Raw genomic sequence first — 22,682 nt, 5'->3', positions numbered from 1 at the left:
TATAATACTTACATTTTTTCATTTTCGTATAAGTGTATTTATATTTAACTATAACAAAACAGTTATGGCTAATTTTGGGGAAATCAAAATCAGCCATAGTTTGAAGCAAAATAAAAATTATGGTTGAAGCGGAAGCGTCACAATAAAAGAAGTACCCGCCCCGGCCGAGCTGACAGCAGAAATTTTTCCGCCGTGCGCTTCCACAATGGTTTTTGCGATGGAAAGGCCCAGGCCATAGCCCTCGGTTTTTCGGGCGCGGGATTGATCCAGACGATAGAAGCGTTCAAAAATCTGCTCCAGCTGGTCCGTGGGGATCAAGGCGCCGGTGTTGTTGACCGTCAATCTGGCTTTCGACTGCAGCTGCTCGAGCGTCAGCGTAACGACTCCATGCTCACCGGCATATTTGCAGGCGTTGTCCAGCAGAATCACAATCAGCTGCTGCAGGCGGCCCGAGTCCCCCAGTATAAACAGGTTTGGCGCAATGCTGCTGTTCAGCGTAACGCCCTGCTCAAACGCGACGGATTCATACGGCAGAAGGCTGCTCCACGCAATGTTGCTGAGATCCACCGGCGTTTGGGGCGGCGGCATGCGCCGCGCGTCCGATTTGGCCAGGAACAGCAGGTCGTCTACCAGCTGCTTCATGCGGGTTGCCTCCGTGCCGGTGTATTCCACCCATTTCAGCTGTTGTTCGATCGTGCTCTCGCGGTGCGAAAGTAAAATCCCGATGTTGGCGAGGATCACTGTCAGCGGAGTTTTCAGCTCGTGAGAGGCGTCTGCAACAAATTGCCGCTGCTGCTCCCATGCGCGCTCCACCGGGCGCAGCGCCCACCGGGCCAGATACAGGCTGATCAGGAAAAAGGCGAACAGCCCGCCGGCTCCCACTAAAAGCGCGCTGAACAGAAGGCTGCGGATGGAATCGCGTTCGTGGCTCCTGTCCGCAAAGGCTATTTTCACTCCGCTGGGCATGTCCTGCCGCAGAAAGCGCAGGTCGAGAGAAGAAATCGTCCCCTCCCGCGTATTCGCCTCCAGAGCCTGCTGTACCGCCTGCTCCAGAACCTGCTGTGAAATTTCCGCGTTCTGTCCCACGGTTTTCAGAATTTCTCCGTCGCTGTCAAGCACGGCACAGACGATCGGTGTGGTGGGGGGCAGATCCTGCGGCTTGCTGCCGCCGATTTCAAACTTCGGCGGCGTTTTTTCAGAGGTGCGGGTCAATGCCATCTTCATATCGTTTTTGCTGGTATTTTCCAGCCGCTGATAGTTTGTGTACAGAAACACCGAGAATACGATGAGCAGAACGGAGAACACAAGCGACATATTGATCAGTACAAATTTACGCCGCAGCTTCTGGATCATGAAGCATCCTCCTCCAAACGGTAGCCGACCTTGCGGACAGTGCCGATGTTGACCTTTGAGCCGAGGAAGAACAGCTTTTTGCGCAGAAACGAAATGTAGGCCTCCACGTTGTTGTCCTCCGCGCCGGATTCAGTTCCCCATACCCTGGTGATCAAATCGTCCTTTGGCACGATCATGGAAGGGTTCCCCATGAGAAGGCGCATCACCTCAAATTCCTTAAAGCCAAGGTGCACCGATTTTGCGCCGCACTCCAGCGTGTAGGCCGACAGATTCAGCGTTACATCAGAAAATGTCATTTCCTCCAGCACCACGTCGCCCTGGCGGCGCGCCAGCGCGCGAACCCTTGCCAGAAGCTCTTCAGGGGAAAACGGCTTTGTCATGTAGTCATCCGCTCCACAGTCCAGCCCGGTTACTTTATCCGAAATTTCGTCCCGCGCGGTGAGCAGCAGCACGGGCGTGGCAATCTTCTTGCCGCGCAGGGCACGCACCACCTCGAACCCGCTGCGTTTCGGCAGCATCACATCCAGAACGACCACGTCGTATAATCCACTTTCCGCATAGGCCAGGCCATCCTCACCGTCATGAACCACATCCACGGAATACTTTTGCTCCGTCATGATCTGAGCGAGCGCCTCCGCAAGGCGAACCTCGTCCTCCACAATCAAAATATTCACAGCCGACCCCTCCCTGTTGTTCCGGTAGTTTCCATTATAGTACCTTAAAGTATAGATCCTTTTATACATGAATAAGATGAATTTTTGATTTACCGGAGTCTCTCTTTAATGCTATCTTAACTGACCAGGCTGAAATTACTCTGAAGCCGCATTTTCAGAGTAATTTCAGCCTTTTGATTTATGATGGTCACACAACAAAACATTCCCGGACGTTTTCCTTTAGTGTAACATATCCAAATGGATTGTTCCAGTGGGAGATCGGCCGTGTATAAAATCTGACCGATGGAGGGATTTCAAATGACGCAGTATCAGGATGTGTTCAAACGATATGAAAAGAAATATCTGATGAATCAGACGCAGTATGCCGCGCTGGAAGCGGGGCTGACGCCTTATATGAAGCATGACCAGTATGGACGGCACACGATCTGCAACCTGTATCTGGATACCGAGGATTACCGGTTGATCCGCATGTCGCTGGAGAAACCGGTCTATAAAGAGAAAATCCGCGTGCGCAGCTATGGTGTGCCACAGCAGAACGATTCGGTGTTTCTGGAGCTGAAAAAGAAATACAAGGGCGTTGTGTACAAACGGCGGATTTCACTCCCGCTGGAAGAAGCCATGAATTTTCTCGCCTGCGGCCGCCTGCCGCAGGAGGATTCGCAGATTTTTGAGGAAATCCACTGGTTTGTGGATTTCTACCGACCCGTTCCAAAGACGTTTATCGGGTATGACCGTGCGGCATTGTTTGGGCGGGAGGATTCGGAGCTGCGCATTACCTTTGATCAGAATCTGCGCTGGCGCGATACCTCTCTGGATTTAAGCTCCGGTGATTTTGGCTCGCCCATCATTGAGCCGGAGCTGGTACTCATGGAAATCAAGGCGCCCGGCGCCATGCCCCTGTGGCTTTGCCGCCTGATGACGGAGCTGAAGATTTACCCGGTTTCGTTTTCCAAATACGGGGCCTGCTATGAGGAGTTCCTGGCTCCCAAAGCCACATACAGAACCCGCTATGAGGGGGTTCCGGCATCCAGAACGTTCGAAAAACATTCGGGAGGGATCATCTGTGCTTGACAGTATCTTATCGACAGCCACAACTACCACCGCCGCTGCTGTGGGGATGAATGGGCTGATTCTCTGCACGCTGGCCTCCATGGCGCTTGGCATCGGCGTGGCGCTGTGCTACATGTTCCGCAACACCTACAGCAAAAGCTTTGTCGTCACTCTAGCCCTGATGCCGGTGATCATTCAGACGATCATCATGCTCGTCAACGGGAACCTCGGCACCGGAATCGCCGTCATGGGTGCGTTTAACCTGGTTCGGTTCCGTTCGGTGCCGGGCAGCGCCAGAGAAATCGGCAGCATCTTTTTTGCAATGGCCATCGGCCTTGCCACCGGGATGGGTTACCTGAGCTTCGCGCTGCTCTTCCTGGTGCTGGTCGGTGTAATGACGATGGTCCTGTACACCACTCCATTCGCAGAACCGCGCAAAATCCGTAAGGAGCTGAAAATTACCCTGCCGGAAGACCGTGACTACGACGGCATTTTTGATGATCTGTTCGAAAAATACACCAAGGGTGCGGAGCTGGTGCAGGTGAAAACCGCGAATATGGGCAGCTTGTATGAGCTGCGGTACCACGTAACGCTGGCTTCCCCGGTGGTGGAAAAAGAATTTATCGACGCGCTTCGCTGCCGCAATGGAAATCTGAGCATTTCCTGCGGGCAGGTTTCCAATCTTCGTGAGGAACTGTAACACGAAGATTGGATCAAACGCAAAATACAACATTTCTCCCCTCCGTAGGTGGGGAGAAATTTGACAGCCTGTTTTATATCATCAAAATAGAAAGATCAGCATGGAGGAATTACGATGAAATTAAAAGGGAAAGCGGTTCTGGCGGGACTTTTGTCCGCCATGTTGCTTCTTTATACGGCCGCCGGGTGTGCCCAGACACAAGAAACGAGCAGCAGCGCCGTCAGTGAAGTTTCCACAGAAAAACCGCTAACGGTGGAATACACGGAAGAAGATCTGGATGCCGCCTGGAGCGAATCCGGTTCCACATCCATCACACTCAGCGGGAATACCGCTACAGTTACCGGCAGCGGCGCTACGGTAAAGGACAGTACGGTTACGATTTCTGCCGCAGGAACCTATGTGCTTAGCGGTACACTGACGGACGGGCAGATCGAGGTCAGCGCGGGGAAAGAGGATTTGGTTCGTTTGGTTCTGAATGGTGTAACACTCTCCAATTCCACGAGCGCGCCAATTTATTCCAGCCAGGCCGGCAAGACTGTGATTGTTCTTGCCGAGGGAAGCAAAAATACCGTGACCGACGCGACAGAATACAAATATGAAAGTGCAGATGATGATGAGCCGGACGCGGCCATTTTCAGCAAGGATGATCTGACCATCAACGGCACCGGCTCGCTGACGGTGACGGGCAACTATAAAAACGGGATCGGCAGCAAGGATACTTTGAAGATCGTCAGCGGTACGATCAGCGTGACTGCCGCAAATGACGGAATCAGGGGCCGCGACGCCGTGGCTGTAAAGGATGGCACCATTGCTGTCGACGCAAAGGGTGACGCGGTTCGCTCGAACAACGACGAAGACACCACCAAGGGCTGGGTCGCCATTGAAGGCGGCACCTTCCAAATTACCAGCGGCCAGGATGCCTTCCAGGCAGAGACCATTTTGCAGGTGACCGGCGGAACCTTCGACATTACTGCCGGCGGCGGCAGCGCGAACGCGGCTGCCCATCAGGAGCAGTTCGGCGGACAGGGCGGCGGCTTTGGCGGCGGTCGTCCCGGTGGGAACGGCGGCTTCCAGCCCGGCGGCAACAGAAGCTCCGCTTCCTCCGGCACCGCTTCCGGAGCGGCTGCTTCAGGTACACAGGCTGAACGCCCGAACGTGACTCCGCCGGCGGAGTCGAGTGCCGGTACCGCGACGAAAAATGTTGCCGCTTCGGCCAGCTCCAATACAGCGGAAAGTCAGACTGCACAGCCGGATCAGAGCGGTTCTTCCGGCACAGCGGAAAGCACGGAAGAGGACAGCACCAGCACCAAGGCCCTGAAGGGCGGCAGTGAGGTATACCTCAGCGGAGGCACCTTCCAGATCGATTCGGCGGACGACGCGGTGCATTCCAACGGCACGGTGATCGTGGCCGGCGGAAATCTGAACATTTCCACCGGGGATGACGGTATGCACGCCGACGACGCGCTCGTCATTCAGGACGGAACCATCGAGATTCAAAAGAGCTACGAGGGCCTCGAGGGCGCCAGCGTCACCATCAGCGGAGGAACCATACATGTAACCGCAAGCGATGACGGCATCAATGCCGCGGGCGGCAGTGACGATGACACGGATTCCCGCGACAGCTTCCAGGCAAACGCCAACAATGAGATCCGCTTTACGGGCGGAACAGTCGTGATCGACGCGTCCGGCGATGGAGTCGATTCCAACGGAAACGTTGTGCAGGAGGGCGGCACGGTTGTGGTGAACGGGCCGGTCAATTCCGGCAACGGCGCGCTGGACTTTGGCGGCACCTATCAAATTTCCGGTGGAGTCCTTGTGGCGGCGGGCAGCTCCGGTATGGCGCAGGCCCCTGATGAGGATTCGCAGCAGAATTCGCTGACGGTGGTCTTTACCGAAACGCAGGCTGCCGGTACCGCGGTGAACATTTCGGATGCTGCAGGCAATTCCATTCTCACGTTCGCCTCTACGAAGCAGTTCCAGACGATCGTCGTCAGCGCTCCGGGCCTGAAACAGGGCAGCAGCTACACGGTTTCTACCGGCGGCGAGAACAGCGGTATGAATGAAGACGGCTATGCCGCTTCCGGCACCTATTCCGGCGGCACACAGCTGACGAAGGTGACGCTTTCAGGCGCGAGTACCGTGATCTCCAGCACCGGGGAAGAGACGACTCTGGGTGGAATGGGAGGAATGGGCGGGGGCGGCCGCCCCAACCGAAACGATGGGCAGAACGCCGGCGGCTCCGGTAATGGCGGTACACCGCCCGATCTGGACAGCGGCGCTCCCGCCGACGCAGGCGGCGGCCCGAACGGAAGAACACAGCAGAGCGGATCAGCATCCTCTGCCTCCTGAAAATAAAAAGCGTCCGGCTTTCGGGTTTCCCGCAGCCGGACGCTTGTGTTCCGTAAGCAATGAAGAGTAGAACGATACTGCATGAAAACCAATGTCCCCCTGCCAAAAGACAGGGGGACATTGATCTTTACATGTAGGAATGATCCATTTGAATTCAGTGCTGGGATGCACCGTAGTCAGCGGATGGTTCGTCATCCCAGGGTGAGGACAAAGACCCCTCCAGAGCGCTGGTCAGCAGCAAAAGCAGTTCGAGCGTGCTTTGAAAGGAACGCACCTGATTGGTGTCCGTCCGCTGGAGGATGCCCTGCCAAGTGGAATTTTGCCGCATGGTGACCTGTACAATGAAGGTTGTGCTGCCTTCGGGCTGCTCCTGCAGGTTCCATTCCTCGGCGGTCGTTAAAACCTCGCGGGGCTTTTGCGAGGGGTATTTCACGGGGAATCCCTCCCTTGCCCGTTTGTTGTTGGTCTTTTTGGCAAATTTGCGAAGCCGCGTGGTGGACTGTGGAATTTCTTTGGAGTCCATCCATCGGGTCAGCAGTTTTAAAAGCTCCAGTTCACTCGAAAATGGAGCGCTTTTTTTGCAGTATGGGCTGTAAAAAGCTCCCTGCATTTCGCGATTGCGGTAAGAAGCAATGCGAATGAGATTTACCTCGTAACGGTTGATTCCGTTTGGTGCAGAAACCAGTTCCTGCAATCGATTCATTGGAATATTTTTCCCTTCCCGGCCAAAAGAGAACCCGGCAGCGCGCCGCTGCGAAAAGCGCGGCACGATCATACGGAAAAAAGATTATTTTTCAAGCGGTTCTATCGGCCGCAGCGTAAAAATGATTTTCAGGTCTTTCTTTTTATAGGAGGCTTCAAATTTACGCGTGATGCGCTGCATGACTCCCTCTGCGTTTTCCAGATTCGTCAGGGGCAGCATCAGGATAAACTGAGATGAACTGTATGCGGCTACGGCGTCGCCCTTGCGCAGGTTATGCACAATCACCTCTCGAAACAGGTTTACGGCAGATACCGCCTCCGAGCCGTTTACGATCATTCCGTTGTCATCCATCAGTGTCATCAGCGCCACGATGATGGATTGACCCGTCCGCTTCAGGCCGCGGGCCTGAATCCGATACAGATTTTTAAAGATTTCGTAATCACAGTAGTATGCTCCGGCATTGTCCGATTCTTCGCGCAGGCTCTCTTTAATGACAGACAGATCCAGCTCGGCCTTGTGAACCGTCTTTGTAATCTGGCGGTATAAGTCGCGAAGATTCTTCGAAATGTTTACACCAAGCTCTCGGTAAAACAGTTCGGTCACATATTGATAATGCGCCAGGGCCTTGCTGTTCTGGCCGGTGCGCAAATACGCGCCGGTCAGGTATTTGTGCAGGGATTCTTCAAAGGGGACCAGTGCGGTTGCAGATTCGCACAGGGCGATCATCTCCGCGTACTCCTGCGCTTCTTCGAGCAGCAGACAAAGGTTGCGCACACTTTGCAGGTAAAGGCCGGTCAACTCTTTCCTGCGGGCGATCACCCACGAGGAATAGCTGGAATTCGGCAGAAAATCCCCCCGGTACTGTGAAATCGCTTGCTGGTACAAAGAAATCTGCCGCGTCGCTTTCTGCCCGGGCAGTCCGGCCAAAGCAGAAAGGCGGCGAAGCTCTTCCTCATCCACCACGCAGTGCAGTTCGGGATTCCACAGATACGAACCCTGCGAATAGATAATAAATTCAGTTTCATTGTCATGCAGCTCTTTTTTGAGCAGGTCTCTGGCGCGGTAAACCAGGTTCTTCAGGGCGTTCATCGGGTCTGCGCTTGAGCGGGAATCCGCCCACAGAGCCTGAATCAGCTGTTCAATCCTGGGGCCGGAATTGCGGTTGGCGATCAAATACTCGATCAAAAGCCATACCTGCTTCGGCTTCCCGCTCGATTGCGTCAGAACATGTTCCCCGCGCTGTATACTGAATTTACCCAACGTATGTATCCATATCGTTTCGCTTTCGGGTTTTGTTTGTGCCACAGAGTCTGTAACCTCCTCCAAATGCGGTAAGGAGCTTGATTTAGCTTGTCTACCAGTATAACATGCAGAATGACAATTGGCAAGAAATAGGCAGGCTGGTATTGAATTTTCTTTCATAATTTTTTCAGAAAATGGATGCAGCCATTCGTTTTGATGCCATCTGCGAAATTTGCCCGGTTTGTGCCGGCGGAAAGGGGCATATTATGCGGAAAGCGATTCGCCGCCGCCGCGTTTTTTAGGGGATTTTTCTATTTTATCCGGTGACGAACTATGTTAAAATAGAACAGAAATAGGAAAGGCCGCTTTGGCGGCCGGAACGGGGGATTCAATGGCGGTCATTAGGGTGTATGTGGAGAAAAAGCCTGGCTTTCATGTGGAAGCGCAGCATCTGAAAGAGGATTTGCAGCAGAATTTGGGGATTACCGGCCTTACCGAGGTTCGCATTGTGAACCGGTACGATATTTCCGGCCTTTCGCCGGAGGAGTTTGAGGCGGCGCGGGGCACGATTTTTTCGGAGCCGAACGCGGACAATGTTTACGATGAGGAATACCCGGTGCCTGAGGGGGCGCGGGTGTTTGCAACCGAATACCTGCCCGGCCAGTACGACCAGCGGGCGGATTCCGCAGCCCAATGCGTGCAACTGCTGACCGCGGGAGAGCGCCCGCAGGTAGCGTCGGCCAAAATGATCGTTCTACTGGGGAGTGTGAGCGACAGCGAGCTTGCCGAAATCAAGCGATACCTGATTAACCCCGTGGAATCCCGCGAAGCTTCTCTGGACAAGCCCGAGTCGCTGGAGCTGCGAGTACAGGAGCCTGCGGCGGTCAGCCGGGTGGAGGGCCTGATTTCGTGGGACGACGAGAAGCTTTCGGAATATTACGATTCCATGGGCTTTGCGATGAGCCTTGAGGATTTGTTTTTCTGCCGCGATTACTTCCGCGACACGGAGCATCGTGATCCTTCCATTACCGAGCTGCGTGTAATTGATACGTATTGGTCGGATCACTGCCGCCATACGACCTTTGCTACCCGCCTTGAAAATATTCAGGTAGAGCCGGGCGCCCCGGCGATCGACAAGGCGCTCAAGGATTATTACGATGCGCGTGTAGAGGTTGCGGGTACGACAAAGCCGATCTGCCTGATGGACATCGCGGTGATGGGCATGAAGCTGCTGCGCCGGCGCGGCCGTCTGCCGGACCTGGATGTCAGCGAGGAAATCAACGCCTGCTCCATCGAGGTTCCCGTCGAGATCGACGGAAAGACAGAGACCTGGCTGGTACAGTTCAAAAACGAAACGCATAACCACCCGACGGAGATCGAGCCGTTCGGCGGCGCGGCCACGTGCCTTGGCGGCGCGATCCGCGATCCGCTTTCCGGCCGCGCGTATGTGTATCAGGCGATGCGCGTTACCGGTTCGGGCGATCCGCGCAATCCCAACACTCTGCCGGGCAAGCTGCCCACCCGTAAAATCACGGTGGGCGCGGCGCAGGGCTACAGCTCCTATGGCAATCAGGTGGGGCTGGCCACCGGCCAGGTGACCGAGCTGTACGACCCCGGCTATGTGGCCAAGCGAATGGAGATCGGCGCGGTGATTGGTGCTTCCCCGAAAGAAAATGTCGTGCGTGGTATTCCCGCTCCGGGCGACCGGATCGTTCTGCTGGGCGGCAGCACCGGCCGCGACGGCTGCGGCGGCGCAACCGGCTCCTCGAAGGCCCACACGCTGGAATCCGTCAAGGAGGCGGGGGCCGAGGTGCAAAAGGGCAACGCGCCTACGGAGCGCAAAATTCAGCGCCTGTTCCGCAGCCCCGAAGCAGCAAAGCTGATCAAGCGCTGCAACGATTTCGGCGCGGGCGGTGTGTGCGTCGCCATTGGCGAGCTGGCTGCCGGTCTGCAGATTCAGCTGGATGCCGTGCCGAAAAAATACGAAGGTCTAAACGGCACCGAGCTCGCGATTTCGGAATCGCAGGAGCGCATGGCCGTGGTGCTTGCCCCCGAAGACGTGGAGCGTTTCTGTGCGCTGGCGGAGGAAGAAAACCTGCAGGCGGTGGTGGTGGCTGAGGTCACCGAGCAGCCACGCCTGCGTATGGAGTGGCGCGGCGATACGATCGTCGACCTCAGCCGCGCGTTTCTTGATACGAACGGCGTGACGCTTTCCGCGAAGGCGGCGATTCCGGCGCCCGATCTTTCTCAGAATTACCGCGAGCTGGTTCCTGCAGAGCTGGTGGGCCAGCCGCTGGCAAAGGCGTTCGAGCAGAATTTGTCGCGCCTCGAGGTCTGCTCGCAGCAGGGCCTTGCGGAGCGGTTCGACGCCAGCATCGGCGCGGCAACCGTGCTGATGCCCTTTGCGGGAAAATACCAGCGTACGCCAGAAGAGGCGATGGTGGCAAAGCTCCCGGTTCTCAGCGGAGAAACCGATGACGCAACCGCGATGAGCTACGGGTTTATTCCCGGCATTTCGCGTTTCAGCCCGTTCCACGGCGCGGCCTGGGCGGTGGTGGAAAGCCTGTCGAAGCTTGCAGCGGTCGGCGCTGACCCCCTGAGTGCAAGACTGACATTCCAGGAATATTTCGAGCGCCTGCGCAAGGACCCCGAGCGATGGGGCAAGCCTGCGGCCGCGCTGCTGGGAGCGTTTTCTGCGCAGATCGGCATGGGCCTTGCCGCGATCGGTGGAAAAGACAGTATGTCCGGTTCGTTTGAAGAGCTGGATGTTCCGCCCACGCTCGTGAGCTTTGCGGTGACGATGACAAAGGCGAGCCGCACGCTTTCGGCGGCCTTCTCCGCCCCCGGCGACAAAGTATATCTACTGCCGCTGCCGGAGCAGAAGGAGAGCGGCTTGCCGGATTATCCCGCTTTGCAGGAGTATTACCGCGCAGTGCGCGAAATGGCGGAACTGGGCGGCATAGCTGCCGCTTCGGTCGTGCGCGAGGGCGGCGCGGCCGCCGCAATTTCCCGCATGTGCTTCGGCAATCGTATGGGCTTCCGCTTTGAGAGTGGAGCGCTGGCTGAAAAACTGCTGTTCGCGCCGCAGTCCGGCGCGCTGGTGATCGAAGCCGCACCCGGCGCTGTTTTGCCGAAAGAGCTGCGTGCCGCCCTGATGGGCACGGTGACCGAGGAACCCGAGGTGGTGCTGGGCGAGGAAGCACTTTCCGTCGATCATTTGCTTGCCGCTTGGACCGGTACGCTCGAAAAGATTTTCCCGACCCAAACGAAAGAGGCACCTGCTCCGGAGGTGCCGCTGTTTACAGAGCGCTTTGCAGGTGCGCCCGCCATTAAAGCGGCGAAGCCCCGCGTGGTGATTCCGGTGTTCCCGGGCACGAACTGCGAGTACGATACCGCACGCGCGTTTGAAAAAGCCGGAGCGGAGCCAGAGGTTCTGATTGTGCGCAACCTGACGCCGTCGGCGATCGAGGAGACGATTGACCGATTGGAGAAAGCGGTTCGCAATGCGCAGATCATCATGCTGCCCGGCGGATTTTCCGGCGGTGACGAGCCGGACGGCTCCGGCAAATTCATTGCCACCACATTCCGCAATCCGCGTCTTTCACAGGCGGTGGAAGAACTGCTGTATCACCGCGACGGTCTGATGCTTGGTATCTGCAACGGCTTCCAGGCGCTGATCAAGCTGGGGCTTGTTCCGTTTGGTCACATTGTACCTACTGGGGAATCCGCGCCCACACTGACCTTTAACGAGCTGGGCCGCCACATTTCGCGCATGGCGTATACGCGCATCACCTCGGTCAAATCGCCCTGGTTTGCGGGTGTGCAGGCCGGTGACGTGTTCTGCGTGCCGGTTTCACACGGTGAGGGCCGCTTTGTAGCGGATGAGGAAACGCTGCGCCGCCTGATGGAAAACGGTCAGATCGCCACACAGTATACCACGCCGGAGGGAATCCTCAGCGGCGAAACGCAGTGGAATCCCAACGGTTCCGTGTGGGCGGTGGAGGGCATCACCAGCCCCGACGGCCGCGTGCTGGGCAAGATGGCCCATTCAGAGCGCAAGGGCGAAAACCTGTACAAGAATGTGCCGGGCGCAAAGGATCAGCAGATTTTTGAATCCGGTGTAGCATACTTTCAATAAACAACAAAAAAATAAGGCTGTCGCGACTGCTCCTTTGGAGCTCTGCGACAGCCTTTCTGTTTTTCGGTTTTCATATCCTTTAGCGCTCGCTTTCGTACCATTCTTCGCCATTGAAAATCAGATCATCCAGGTCAACACCGGCAGTTAGTTCGCTGTACAGACAACGGTACAGGTCATCATCCAGATTTTCAGGGCGATTCAGCTGCATGGTCTGTTCCATGTCATCGCCTCCCCAATCCCTTATCTTATTTTTTAAAAAGTGTTCTACCAGTATATGCCCTGAATTCTGAAAAAATTCCAAAAGAATGACGAATGATTTTCCGGTTTCAAAAAAAATTTGTTCGTTTTTTGCGTATTTTTATCTTGCCTGCGGCGGTTGATTATTTCACACAGCGGTACTATAATAGAAGCCATATCCGTACAAATAGAAGCACGGGCTTTGAGCCCGATTTTGAATTTAAAATAAGGAACCGGTGTTTCATGAATCATTTTTTAAAACGTACCTGGGCGGAGGTTGACCTGGATGCTCTGGATCACAATTACGATGTGATCCGTGCTGCGGTTGACCCCAGAACGAAGATTTGCTGTGTCGTGAAGGCAGACGCTTACGGCCATGGTGCGTCGTTTGTGTCGCGTGAGTTTCAGAAAAAAGGGGCGGACTGGTTTGCGGTATCCAATTTGGAGGAAGCGGTTCAGCTGCGGCGGGCCGGGATTCTGCGCCCGATTTTGATTTTGGGCTATACGCCGCCTCAGATGGCGGAGCGCCTGCGGGAGCTGTCGATTTCGCAGTCGGTCTTTTCCGCGGAATACGGCAAAGAGCTTTCGGATTGCGCCGTGGCGGCCGGTGTTCGGGTGCGGATTCACATTAAGCTCGACAGCGGGATGAGCCGCATCGGCTTTTTGTATCAAAACCCGGAGAGGGACAGCGGGTCGCTTTCCGAAATCGAAGCCGTCTGCAAGGAGCCGGGCCTGATTCCGGAAGGAATTTTTACGCATTTTTCCGTTGCGGATGACGGCGGTGCCGGGGAAGATTTCACCATGCTTCAGTATGACTGCTTTGACGGTGCCGTCAGGGAGCTGAAACAGCGCGGGATTACCTTTGAGCTGCGCCATTGTTCGAACAGCGGCGCGGTGGTCGATTACCCGCAGCTGGACCTCGACATGGTGCGCCCCGGCGTGATTTTGTACGGTCTGATGCCGTCGGATCAGATGCGGCGCGATCTGGACCTGCGCCCCGCGATGGAGCTGAAAACGGTGATTTCTCAGCTGAAAACGGTGGAGCCGGGCACGAGCGTGAGCTACGGGCGGGAATTTGTGACCGAACGGCGTACGACCCTGGCCACGGTGCCGATCGGCTATGCCGACGGATATCCCCGCCGCCTGCACGACAGGGCCGACATGCTTGTCTGCGGGAAACGCGCCCGCGTGGTAGGACGCGTCTGCATGGATCAGGTGATTCTGGATGTGACCGATATTCCCGATGTTCGCACGGGGATGACGGTGACGATCTGGGGCCGTGACGGCGAAAATGAGGTCAGCGTGGATGAAATTGCCCGGCTGGACGGTACGATTCATTATGAGATGGTCTGCCTGGTTGGCAAGCGTGTGCCGCGTGTGTTCCTGCGCGAAGGCAAGCCGGTAGGCCAGCTGAACTACATCTGCCCGGAGGAAGAAGGCTGAATTTTAAAACCACCCCTTGTCAAAGCAGGGCTTTGACAAGGGGATTTTTGTATCGGCAAGTCTATTTCCATAGCTGCTGTAAGTACAGCGATTTCTTCCCCCGCCACAGGCGGGGGAAGAAATCGCTCGTTGTTTTAAAGTGGATGACTCTATTTTGAACGATTGGGCAAATCGCCGGAGCTTTCCTTTCAGGGGGAAAGTTCCGGCGATTTTTTTGGGTGGGTAGAGGCGTTTCCACACAATGCAAGCACTGTGTGGAAAAATGAATGGAAGAAGGGAGAAGAATATGGAAAAAATTAAGGCGGCGGCCATTTCGGGCTTTACCGTGCTTTCCGCCTGGATGGGAGTTTTGGCCGTGCCGGTTTATCTGCTGGTAGTGACGAACGTGATCGATTATGCCACAGGCATTGCGGCCTCTATTTGTCGGAAAGAAACGGTCAGTTCCTATCGGGGGATTCGCGGAATCATTAAGAAGGTGTGCATGTGGCTGCTGGTTGCCGTTGGCGCTGTCATCGACATATTGGCGGCGTATGCCGCCGAGCAGACGGGAATCACGCTGCCGTTCGGCTATGCCGCAGCGTCGCTGGTCGCCGTATGGCTGATCTGCAACGAGCTGCTTTCCATTTTGGAGAACATTGCGCAAACCGGTGTGCAGCTTCCGCCGTTTCTGGAAAAGATGATTTCTTATCTGAAGACGCAGGCAGAAAACCTGCCATCCGGCGGGGAACAAAAATAAAGCAAAGGGCAGGCCATAATTGGCCTGCCCTTTGCTTTTGTGTGTGAGCTCAATAAGCGGTAAAGCCTGCATCGGCTACCAGAAGGGCGCCGTTGATCAGGCTGGAGTCATCACTGGCTAAAAACAGTGCGGCGTTGGCAATCTCTTCGGGGCTGCCGCTGCGGTAATTCGCGCCGGTGCCGGCCATCGAGCGTTCCATGCCTTCTTTATGCACATGAGAGAAATCGCTCAGAATCTCGGTATCCACGCCGCCGGGGCAAATCGCGTTACAGCGGATTTTTTTCGGCGCATACTGGAACGCGACGTTCTTTGTCATGCCGTTGAGCGCGTGCTTGGAGGCCGTGTACGCCGTGCCGGCCCTACATCCCTGCAGACCGCCGATCGACGAAATATTCAAAATCACGCCGCCGCCCTGCTCGACCATCGTGGGCAGCGCCTCGCGCATCGCAACCATCGGTGCGGTTACGTTGACGCGCATTACCTTGTCCCACAGTTCGTCAGATACATCGGCGAGCATGGTAAAATCGTCCATGATTCCCGCGTTGTTGACCAGAATATCGAGTCTGCCATAGGTTTTGATCGTATCTTTTACCATGGCGATGACCTGATCCTTTTCCATCATATCTGCTGCCAGAGGATGAATGTTGGAATTTTCGGCGGCCAGTTCATCCAATCGGTTTTTTCTGCGGGCCACGGCAATTACGGTGGCGCCTTCGTTCGCGAACAGTCTGGCGATGGCACGTCCCATACCAGCGCTCGCGCCGGTAACAATGCAAATCTTGTCCTTTAATTTCATATGGCATCCTCCTAATATTATAAAATGGTAGCTTGATAAATCAATCAAGTGATTGTCTATACTATAACAGCTTTACCACAAAAAGTATATATTTAACGATATACATTTTTTAAATTTATATAAATATACGAAAATAATGAGAGATGATTGTTCAAATGGAAGAATACGGCATCGATTCTCCAGTCGCCCTTTGCGGCTGGCTTGCCTGCAAAAAGAGCTGGCGGGTTGCATTACTCCGGCGAATCGGCTAAAATGAAATCAAAAAGCTCTGGGAGGAATGCGTTATGTTGGTAAAAGAAAATGCGGCACTGCTGCTGATTGATATGCAGGGAAAGCTTGCACAGAGCATGTTTGAGCCCGATATGGTTCTGGAGAATTGCGCAAAGCTGATTCAGGCGGCCAAACTGTTTGAGATGCCGATTCTGATTCTGGAGCAATACCCGAAGGGCCTTGGGCCAACGGCTCCGGCCCTGCGCGAGCTGCTGGGCGACCAGCCTGCGATTGAGAAGGTTTTCTTCAGTGCCTGCGACAGTGAGGAGTTCCAGCAGCAGCTGCGCGATGCGGGCCGCCGCCAGCTTCTGGTTGCCGGGATTGAAGCGCATGTTTGTGTATACCAGACAGTGCGCGATCTGCTCAAGCAGCCGTATGAGGTGCATGTTGCGTCGGATGCGGTATCGTCGCGCACCGAGTGGAATCGCAATATTGCTCTTGAGCGCATGCGTGAAATGGGTGCGGTGATTACCAGCACCGAAATGGCCCTGTTTGAAATGATGCGCGCCGCGAAAGGCGACCTGTTTAAGCCCTTTGCGCAGATTGTAAAATAAAAAATAGAATACAAAAGCGCCGCGGAGTACATTCCGCGGCTCCAGATAAAAAAGCCACCGGGCACTCCGGTGGCTTTTTTTATCCGATTTTAAGGGGGTTAGTCCTGCGCAGTTCGGCACAGACAGCGCACCTGCTCACGGATATTCCTCTCTTGGGTTTCCGAAGAAAGAATGACCAGATAATCTCCGGGCAGAATCCGCGTTTTACCGTTGGGAATCAGTTCCTTGGTTCCGCGCCGCAGGCCCACAATCAAAAGGCCCTGCGGCCATTTGACCTCTTTTACCGTGTGATTTGCGGCGGTACTGCCGTATTCCACCGGGAACTCAATTAGGCCGCCCTGCTCGGGATGAGGGGAGGAATTCCCGCTCTTTTCCAGGTAGCGATCCAGCAGGGAATCGTAGATCGGCTCGATTTTCAGCATGTCTGAAACAAGGAGTGCAACAAATGCGCAGGCCGCCACCGGCAGTAAATGAACCAGCGAGCCGGACATCTCTGCCGTGAGCAGAATGCTGGTAACGGGTGCTTTTACAGAGGCTGCAAGCGCGCCGGCCATAGCACATACGGCAAAATCTGAAATATACTGCGGCGGCAGGCCCATTCCGGAAGCGGCGTACCCTACGATACTGCCAGAGAGCGCACCTACGGTGAGGATGGGGAAGAAGATACCACCCGGTACACCGCTGCCAAAGCTGGCGCCGGTAAACAGCAGCTTTACAATCAGGTAAATAAAAAGCATACCAAGGCCGAGCTGTGTGCTTTCGGAAAGGCGGATCAGATCGCGCCCGCCGCCCAGCGTCAGAGGCAGAAACAGCCCACAGGGCAGCGCAATCAGCAGTGCTGCGCACGGACGCACCGGTGCGGGGAGCTTGGTGTACAATTTTTGAAAGTCGAGCAGCGTACGGTTCAGAAGCGAGCCGATCAGGCCCGAAACGATGCCCAGCGGCAGCAGCCACCCGTAATAGGGGATGGGCAGTACGGGCACATCGGTAAAATCAAGAACAGGCCTCAGCCCGAAAAAGTTTTTAGACAGAAAGTCTGCTGTAAGAGAAGCGGCGGTCGCCGAAATCAAAATGAGCGGGGAAAAACTGCGGTGGATTTCCTCGAGTGCGAACACCATTCCAGAAAGAGGCGCGCTGAATGCTGCGGAAAGTCCCGCCGCTGCGCCGCCGGTGATCAGGTAATCGTCCTCCAGCGTGCCATGACGGCCGCAGCGCTCCGCCGCAGCCTGCCCTGCCGCCGCGCCGATCTGGATCGACGGACCTTCCCGTCCCAGAGACAGGCCGAAAAAGGAACATAGAATACCGCCGGCAAACCGCACGGCCAGAATCGACTTCCACTTCATTTTCAGGCCGAACAGCACGACGCCCTTCACCTGCGGGATGCCGCTGCCGGAAGCCATCGGCTCGTGCTTTATCATCCAATTCAGAAGAAAACCGACTCCCGCGATCAAAGCCAGCCACGGCAGCAAAAGCAGGGGGTGTGTTTTCAGGTAAGCATAAATTTGAATGGAGGTATCTACTCCATGCTCAATGCCCATTCGGTAAAATATAGAGAGTAAACCCGCCAGCACCCCAACCCCAATTCCTTTCAAAGTCAGGCTCCATTTGAGCTGGTTCATTCCAGAGAGGATGCGATAAATTCTGGTTTTTGCTTTTTCCACGTGAAATACAGCTCCCGTTCAGGAAAACGCGGCCCTGTGGGGCCGCATTTCGGATTCTATCATTAATCTTAAAATGAAATCACAGAAAAACAGCTCAAGCGGCAGAGCCACTAAGCTGATAGTTCCATATTTTCTCAGCCGCAGACCGAAGCTTTGCTTCGGTCTGCGGCTGAGGTTATTATAACACTTTGTCTGTGTGCCTTCAAATTGAATGGCATGTCCGTAGTGAAAAAATTACAAAATATTTGCGGTGGTTTTTATATAAAACACACAATTTGATTTTCTGAGGACCTGCTCAGAAAACAAGTGATTTTCCATAAAATCTCCACCTCAAAATAGATAATTTACAGAATATTTTCAGCTCGATTTTGAAGAATTCTATAAATATTTATATAAATTTTTATATAAATATGCATGTAAAAATGTAAAATATCGTTTATTTTTAGACAATCCATGGTCGATTTAAATAATATACTAAATTTTTATTCGTTATAACTATATAAATTTATTTGAAAATATGAAAATGACTAAAATTTCGATTGTAAATTTTTAAATGATGTGTATAATGGTGAGCAACAGGAAGGAAATGAGGGATTCCGTTGAAGGGAACCATTAAATTGATCAGCGAAATGACCGGCTTTTCTCCGGCAACCGTTTCGAATGCATTGAACCATAAAAGAGGGGTCAACAAGCAGACGGTGGAACGTGTTTTGCAGGTTGCGGAAGAGATCGGGTACTCTGTAAAGCCCAGAATATCCAAAATCAAATTTGTCATTTATAAAAAGAACGGTCTGATTATCAACGACAGCCCGTTTTTCCCGGCTGTGATCGAGGGAGTGGAACGTCAGGCGAAAAATCTGCAGTTTGAAACCGTGTTCTGCAATATCGACAGCAGCAGCCCCGACTGCGCGGAGCAGGTACATAGCATTTTGGAGGATACCAGCGCGGCGGTGATCCTCCTCGGTACCGAGATGACGGAGCAGGATTTTCAGTTGTTCCGCAATCCGAAATGCCACCTGATTCTGCTCGACGGCTGGAGCGATACCATCACGTTCGACAGTGTTTTGATCAGCAACACCGATTCCGCCTGCCATGCAGTGGAATACCTGATCGAAAAGGGGCATAAAAAGATCGGCTATCTGCGTGGGCGCTTCCGCATCAAGGCGTTTTCGTACCGCAGCATTGGCTATAAACGTGCGCTGGGAAAAGCGAATTTTTCCATAGAGCCGCAGCACATCATTACCCTGGGCACCACAACGGAGTCCGCTTACCGCGATATGGTTGCCCACCTGGAATGGGCAAGGGATCTGCCCACGGCCTTTTTTGCCGATAACGACGTGATCGCCCTTGGCGCCATGCGCGCGCTGCAGGAAAAAGGCTACCGCGTGCCGGAGGATGTTTCGATCATCGGGTTTGACAACATCCCGTACTGCGAGATTTCCAGCCCTCGCCTGAGTACCATCCACGTGTTCAAGCAGGAGATGGGCGAAATCGCCGTTCGGCGGCTGAACGACCATATCCGGCAGGAGAGCAAGGTCAAAACGAAAATACAGGTCTGCACCGAATTTGTGGAACGTGAAAGCGTTCGCGACCTGAATGCAACATAACTAAGGGAGGGCTTTTCGATGGAGAAAATCAAGCTGGGGTATGCGCCTACCAGAAGAAGCATTTTCAGTGCGCCGGACGCGCTCAAATACCGGAATCTGACGGCCGACCGGCTGCATGAGCTGGGCGTGGATTTTGTGGATATCACAGACATCAACGACGAGGGCCTGCTGTTCGACGACGCCGATATGCAAAAGATTGCCGAAAAATTCAAAGCCGAGAAGATCGACGGATTGTTTTTGCCGCACTGTAATTTCGGCACCGAATATGTGTGCGCAAGGCTTGCCAAAGAGCTGAATGTTCCGGTGCTGCTGTGGGGCCCGCTCGACGAGCGCCCCGAACCGAACGGCGTGCGTCTGCGCGACACCCAGTGCGGCCTGTTCGCCACCGGCAAGGTGCTGCGGCGCTTTCAGGTTCCCTTTACCTACATGACAAACTGTCGATTGAGTGACCCCGTGTTCGAGCGCGGTCTGCGTGATTTTATGGCGGTGTGCAATGTGGTCAAAACGTTCCGGCATACCCGTATTCTGCAGATTTCTACCCGCCCGTTCGATTTTTGGACCACCATGTGCAACGAGGGCGAGCTGCTCGAGCGCTTCAACATTCAGCTTTCGCCCATCCCGATGCCCGAGCTGACGCAGGAAATGCGGCTGGCCAAGGAGCACACTCCCGATGAGGTCGAGCAGGTGCTCGGCTACATACGCGAAAACATGGATGTCCGCATCGCGGAGGAGGCGCTGGAGAACGTGGCGGCTCTGAAGGTTGCGATGAAGCATCTGGTGAAAAAATACGGCTGCAACGCGGTGGCAATTCAGTGTTGGAATGCTCTGCAGCAGGAAATCGGGATCATGCCCTGCGCGGCGAACGCGCTGATGAACGATGAGGGGATCCCGGTGGTGTGCGAAACGGATATTCACGGCGCGATCACCGCCCTTTTGGTGGAAGCCGCCGGGATGGGCGAAACCCGTTCGTTCTTTGCGGACTGGACGGTGCGCCACCCCGACATTGAAAACGGCGAGCTGCTGCAGCACTGCGGCCCGTGGCCGGTTTCGGTCGCGCAGCAAAAGCCGGTTCTGGGCTACCCATTGGCGTTCAAGCATCCGGGGAGCCTGACCGCCGAAGCAAAGCACGGCGAGCTGACCCTATGCCGGTTTGACGGCGACAACGGCGAATACTCCATGCTGCTGGGCAACGCCAAGGGCGTCGACGGCCCGAACTGCATGGGAACCTACCTTTGGATCGAAGTGGAAAACATCAAGCGCCTGGAAGATAAAATCGTCTGCGGCCCGTATATCCACCACTGTGTGGGCATCCACAAAAATGTGGTGCCGGTTCTGTACGAGGCCTGCAAATACATCCATGTAACACCCGATTTTTATGATCCGATTGAGGAGCAGGTGCGCGCTTATCTCAGGGGGGAATAAAAATGGTGAATTTGCAGGAAAAGACATGGCAGATCAGACAAGACGTGGTGACTCTGATCCACAAGGCGGGCAGCGGCCACATCGGCGGCGATATGAGCGTAACCGATATTCTGGTTACGCTGTACTACAAGCACATGAACTGCTCGCCCGAAAACCAGAACGACCCGAATCGCGACCGCTTTATTTTAAGCAAGGGCCACTGTGTGGAGGCGCTGTACTGCATCCTGGCGGATAAGGGTTATTTCCCAAAGTCGGATCTGGATAGCTATTCTGGCTATCTTTCGAAATATATCGGTCACCCCAGCGATAAGGTCAACGGCGTCGAGATCGGCTCCGGCTCTTTGGGGCATGGCCTGTCGTATAGCATCGGCATGGCGCTGGCCGGCAAAATGGACGGCGCACCGTACCGCGTGTACACCGTGATGGGCGACGGCGAGCTGGCCGAGGGCTCCGTGTGGGAAGGCGCTATGGCGGCGGCCCACTACAAGCTTGACAACCTCACCGCCGTAATCGACCGCAACCGCCTGCAAATCTCCGGCTCGACAGAGACGGTGATGGCGCAGGACAGCCAGGAGGAGCGCTGGCGCGCATTTGGCTGGCACGTGCTTTCAGTGGATGGAAACAGTACCAAAGCGCTGGATTTCGCCTTGCAGGAGGCAAAGCAGATCAAAGGCAGGCCGACGATGATTATTGCGAACACCACAAAGGGCTGCGGTGTATCGTTTATGGAAAACCAGGCGTCCTGGCATCACAAATCTGTGGACGACGAGCATTATGAACTCGCGATGCGCGAGCTGGAGCAAAGGAGGGCGGCACATGAACAAGATTGCGAATAAGCAGGCGATCTGCGACGTGCTCCTGCAGGAATCGGAGCACGATCAGGATATTGTTGTGCTGTGCAGCGATTCGCGCGGCTCCGGCTCCATGACTCCCTTTGCCGAGCAGCGGCCAAAGCAGTTTGTAGAAACCGGCATTGCCGAGCAGAATCTTGTCACGATCAGCGCGGGGCTGGCCAAATGCGGCAAAAAATCGTTTGTCGTTTCCCCCGCGTGCTTCCTCTCTACCCGCAGCATGGAGCAGGCCAAGGTCGATGTGGCGTATAACCACGCGAACGTGAAGCTAATCGGCATTTCCGGCGGTGTCAGCTACGGTGCGCTGGGTCTGACGCATCATTCCACCAACGACATCGCGGCGATGGCCTCGATTGTGAATATGCGGGTGTATCTTCCGAGCGACCGCCTGCAGACAGAGTGTTTGATTCGGGCCCTGCTCAAGGACGGAGAGCCCGCGTATATCCGGGTGGGCCGCAACGCCGTGGAGGATGTTTACGAGGAGGGGAAAGTTCCCTTTACATTAAATAAAGCGACGCTGCTGCGCGACGGCACGGATGTGACGATCATCGCGTGCGGCGAGATGGTTTCTGCCGCAAAGCAGGCGGGAGAGCTGTTGGAGCAGAAGGGTGTTTCGGCCCGTGTGCTCGACATGTACTGTCTCAAACCCATCGACCGGGAGGCGGTTTTAAAGGCTGCAAGGGAGACGCGGGGAATTGTGACGATCGAGGAGCATACCGCGTTCGGCGGGCTAGGCTCTATGGTCAGCCAGATTGTCTGCGCAGAGCACCCTGTACGGGTAAAGAGTCTCACACTGCCGGATGAACCGGTGATCACCGGAAAATCCCAGCAGGTATTTGATTATTACGGCCTGAATGCCGAGGGCATTGCGAGGGCTGCGATGGAGTTGATCTGAC

At 54.9% G+C, this 22,682-nt stretch carries 18 protein-coding genes; 11 read left to right on the top strand and 7 right to left on the bottom strand.

Going from position 1 to position 22,682, the window contains the following annotated elements; translation table 11 throughout:
- Positions 1-117: 117 nt before the first annotated feature.
- On the bottom strand, positions 118-1,353 hold the full coding sequence (locus HMPREF1141_RS01625) for a HAMP domain-containing sensor histidine kinase (protein WP_009060310.1): 1,236 nt from the start codon (positions 1,351-1,353) through the stop codon (positions 118-120).
- The gene (locus HMPREF1141_RS01620; protein WP_009060255.1) at positions 1,350-2,027 is read right to left on the bottom strand and encodes a response regulator transcription factor; all 678 of its coding nucleotides are present in this window, start codon (positions 2,025-2,027) and stop codon (positions 1,350-1,352) included. Before HMPREF1141_RS01620 ends, HMPREF1141_RS01625 begins: the two co-directional genes overlap by 4 nt.
- A 297-nt stretch (positions 2,028-2,324) precedes the next feature.
- Between HMPREF1141_RS01620 and HMPREF1141_RS01615 the strand changes: the two genes are divergently transcribed.
- The 3 genes from HMPREF1141_RS01615 to HMPREF1141_RS01605 all read left to right on the top strand — a co-directional run bounded on the left by HMPREF1141_RS01615 (position 2,325) and on the right by HMPREF1141_RS01605 (position 6,126).
- A complete protein-coding gene (locus tag HMPREF1141_RS01615) occupies positions 2,325-3,098 on the top strand; it encodes a polyphosphate polymerase domain-containing protein (protein ID WP_009060273.1) in 774 nt (257 codons plus the stop codon).
- Positions 3,091-3,777: a DUF4956 domain-containing protein gene (locus HMPREF1141_RS01610; RefSeq protein WP_009060257.1), complete on the top strand. Its 687-nt coding sequence runs from the start codon at positions 3,091-3,093 to the stop codon at positions 3,775-3,777. The genes HMPREF1141_RS01615 and HMPREF1141_RS01610 overlap by 8 nt, the downstream gene beginning before the upstream one ends.
- Positions 3,778-3,891: 114 nt before the next feature.
- Entirely contained in the window at positions 3,892-6,126 is a 2,235-nt protein-coding gene (locus HMPREF1141_RS01605; RefSeq protein WP_009060279.1) for a carbohydrate-binding domain-containing protein, read from the top strand.
- 154 nt (positions 6,127-6,280) lie between these two features.
- Here the strand turns inward: HMPREF1141_RS01605 and HMPREF1141_RS01600 are convergent, their stop codons facing one another.
- Both HMPREF1141_RS01600 and HMPREF1141_RS01595 read right to left on the bottom strand, forming a co-directional pair.
- Complete coding sequence (locus HMPREF1141_RS01600; protein ID WP_155863439.1) at positions 6,281-6,829, bottom strand: hypothetical protein; 549 nt, start codon at positions 6,827-6,829, stop codon at positions 6,281-6,283.
- 84 nt (positions 6,830-6,913) lie between these two features.
- Entirely contained in the window at positions 6,914-8,134 is a 1,221-nt protein-coding gene (locus tag HMPREF1141_RS01595; protein ID WP_009060264.1) for a BTAD domain-containing putative transcriptional regulator, read from the bottom strand.
- A 328-nt stretch (positions 8,135-8,462) separates the two neighbouring features.
- Between HMPREF1141_RS01595 and HMPREF1141_RS01590 the strand changes: the two genes are divergently transcribed.
- Entirely contained in the window at positions 8,463-12,209 is a 3,747-nt protein-coding gene (locus HMPREF1141_RS01590; RefSeq protein ID WP_035316393.1) for a phosphoribosylformylglycinamidine synthase, read from the top strand.
- Positions 12,210-12,288: 79 nt separating this feature from the next.
- On the opposite strand, the gene HMPREF1141_RS17445 is transcribed toward HMPREF1141_RS01590, so the two are convergent.
- The gene (locus HMPREF1141_RS17445) at positions 12,289-12,429 is read right to left on the bottom strand and encodes a hypothetical protein (RefSeq protein WP_009060251.1); all 141 of its coding nucleotides are present in this window, start codon (positions 12,427-12,429) and stop codon (positions 12,289-12,291) included.
- 260 nt (positions 12,430-12,689) lie between these two features.
- On the opposite strand from HMPREF1141_RS17445, the gene alr reads away from it, so the two are divergent.
- Entirely contained in the window at positions 12,690-13,889 is a 1,200-nt protein-coding gene (alr, locus tag HMPREF1141_RS01585; RefSeq protein WP_035316391.1) for an alanine racemase, read from the top strand.
- Between the two features lie 286 nt (positions 13,890-14,175).
- The gene (locus HMPREF1141_RS01580) at positions 14,176-14,625 is read left to right on the top strand and encodes a phage holin family protein (RefSeq protein ID WP_009060314.1); all 450 of its coding nucleotides are present in this window, start codon (positions 14,176-14,178) and stop codon (positions 14,623-14,625) included.
- Between the two features lie 49 nt (positions 14,626-14,674).
- Here HMPREF1141_RS01580 and HMPREF1141_RS01575 read toward each other — a convergent pair whose 3' ends face one another.
- Positions 14,675-15,421, bottom strand: a complete 747-nt coding sequence (locus HMPREF1141_RS01575; protein ID WP_009060281.1) for a glucose 1-dehydrogenase — start codon at positions 15,419-15,421, stop codon at positions 14,675-14,677.
- Positions 15,422-15,705: 284 nt separating this feature from the next.
- Here HMPREF1141_RS01575 and HMPREF1141_RS01570 point away from each other — a divergent pair, with 284 nt between their 5' ends.
- The gene (locus HMPREF1141_RS01570) at positions 15,706-16,245 is read left to right on the top strand and encodes a hydrolase (protein WP_009060340.1); all 540 of its coding nucleotides are present in this window, start codon (positions 15,706-15,708) and stop codon (positions 16,243-16,245) included.
- A gap of 98 nt (positions 16,246-16,343) precedes the next feature.
- Here the strand turns inward: HMPREF1141_RS01570 and HMPREF1141_RS01565 are convergent, their stop codons facing one another.
- Positions 16,344-17,906: a ClC family H(+)/Cl(-) exchange transporter gene (locus tag HMPREF1141_RS01565; RefSeq protein ID WP_009060329.1), complete on the bottom strand. Its 1,563-nt coding sequence runs from the start codon at positions 17,904-17,906 to the stop codon at positions 16,344-16,346.
- A 599-nt stretch (positions 17,907-18,505) separates the two neighbouring features.
- Here HMPREF1141_RS01565 and HMPREF1141_RS01560 point away from each other — a divergent pair.
- Genes HMPREF1141_RS01560 through HMPREF1141_RS01545 form a run of 4 tightly spaced genes read left to right on the top strand, consistent with a single transcriptional unit; the run spans position 18,506 to position 22,681 of the window.
- Complete coding sequence (locus HMPREF1141_RS01560; protein ID WP_009060326.1) at positions 18,506-19,513, top strand: LacI family DNA-binding transcriptional regulator; 1,008 nt, start codon at positions 18,506-18,508, stop codon at positions 19,511-19,513.
- An 18-nt stretch (positions 19,514-19,531) separates the two neighbouring features.
- The gene (locus HMPREF1141_RS01555; RefSeq protein WP_009060330.1) at positions 19,532-20,935 is read left to right on the top strand and encodes an L-fucose/L-arabinose isomerase family protein; all 1,404 of its coding nucleotides are present in this window, start codon (positions 19,532-19,534) and stop codon (positions 20,933-20,935) included.
- A 2-nt stretch (positions 20,936-20,937) separates the two neighbouring features.
- On the top strand, positions 20,938-21,771 hold the full coding sequence (locus tag HMPREF1141_RS01550) for a transketolase (RefSeq protein ID WP_009060305.1): 834 nt from the start codon (positions 20,938-20,940) through the stop codon (positions 21,769-21,771).
- Complete coding sequence (locus HMPREF1141_RS01545) at positions 21,752-22,681, top strand: transketolase C-terminal domain-containing protein (RefSeq protein WP_009060289.1); 930 nt, start codon at positions 21,752-21,754, stop codon at positions 22,679-22,681. The genes HMPREF1141_RS01550 and HMPREF1141_RS01545 overlap by 20 nt, the downstream gene beginning before the upstream one ends.
- The last annotated feature ends 1 nt before the right edge of the window (position 22,682 follow it).

Source organism: Clostridium sp. MSTE9 (assembly GCF_000277625.1).
GTDB classification, from domain to species: domain Bacteria; phylum Bacillota; class Clostridia; order Oscillospirales; family Acutalibacteraceae; genus Faecalispora; species Faecalispora jeddahensis.
This window is presented reverse-complemented; position numbering and strand designations above follow the sequence as displayed.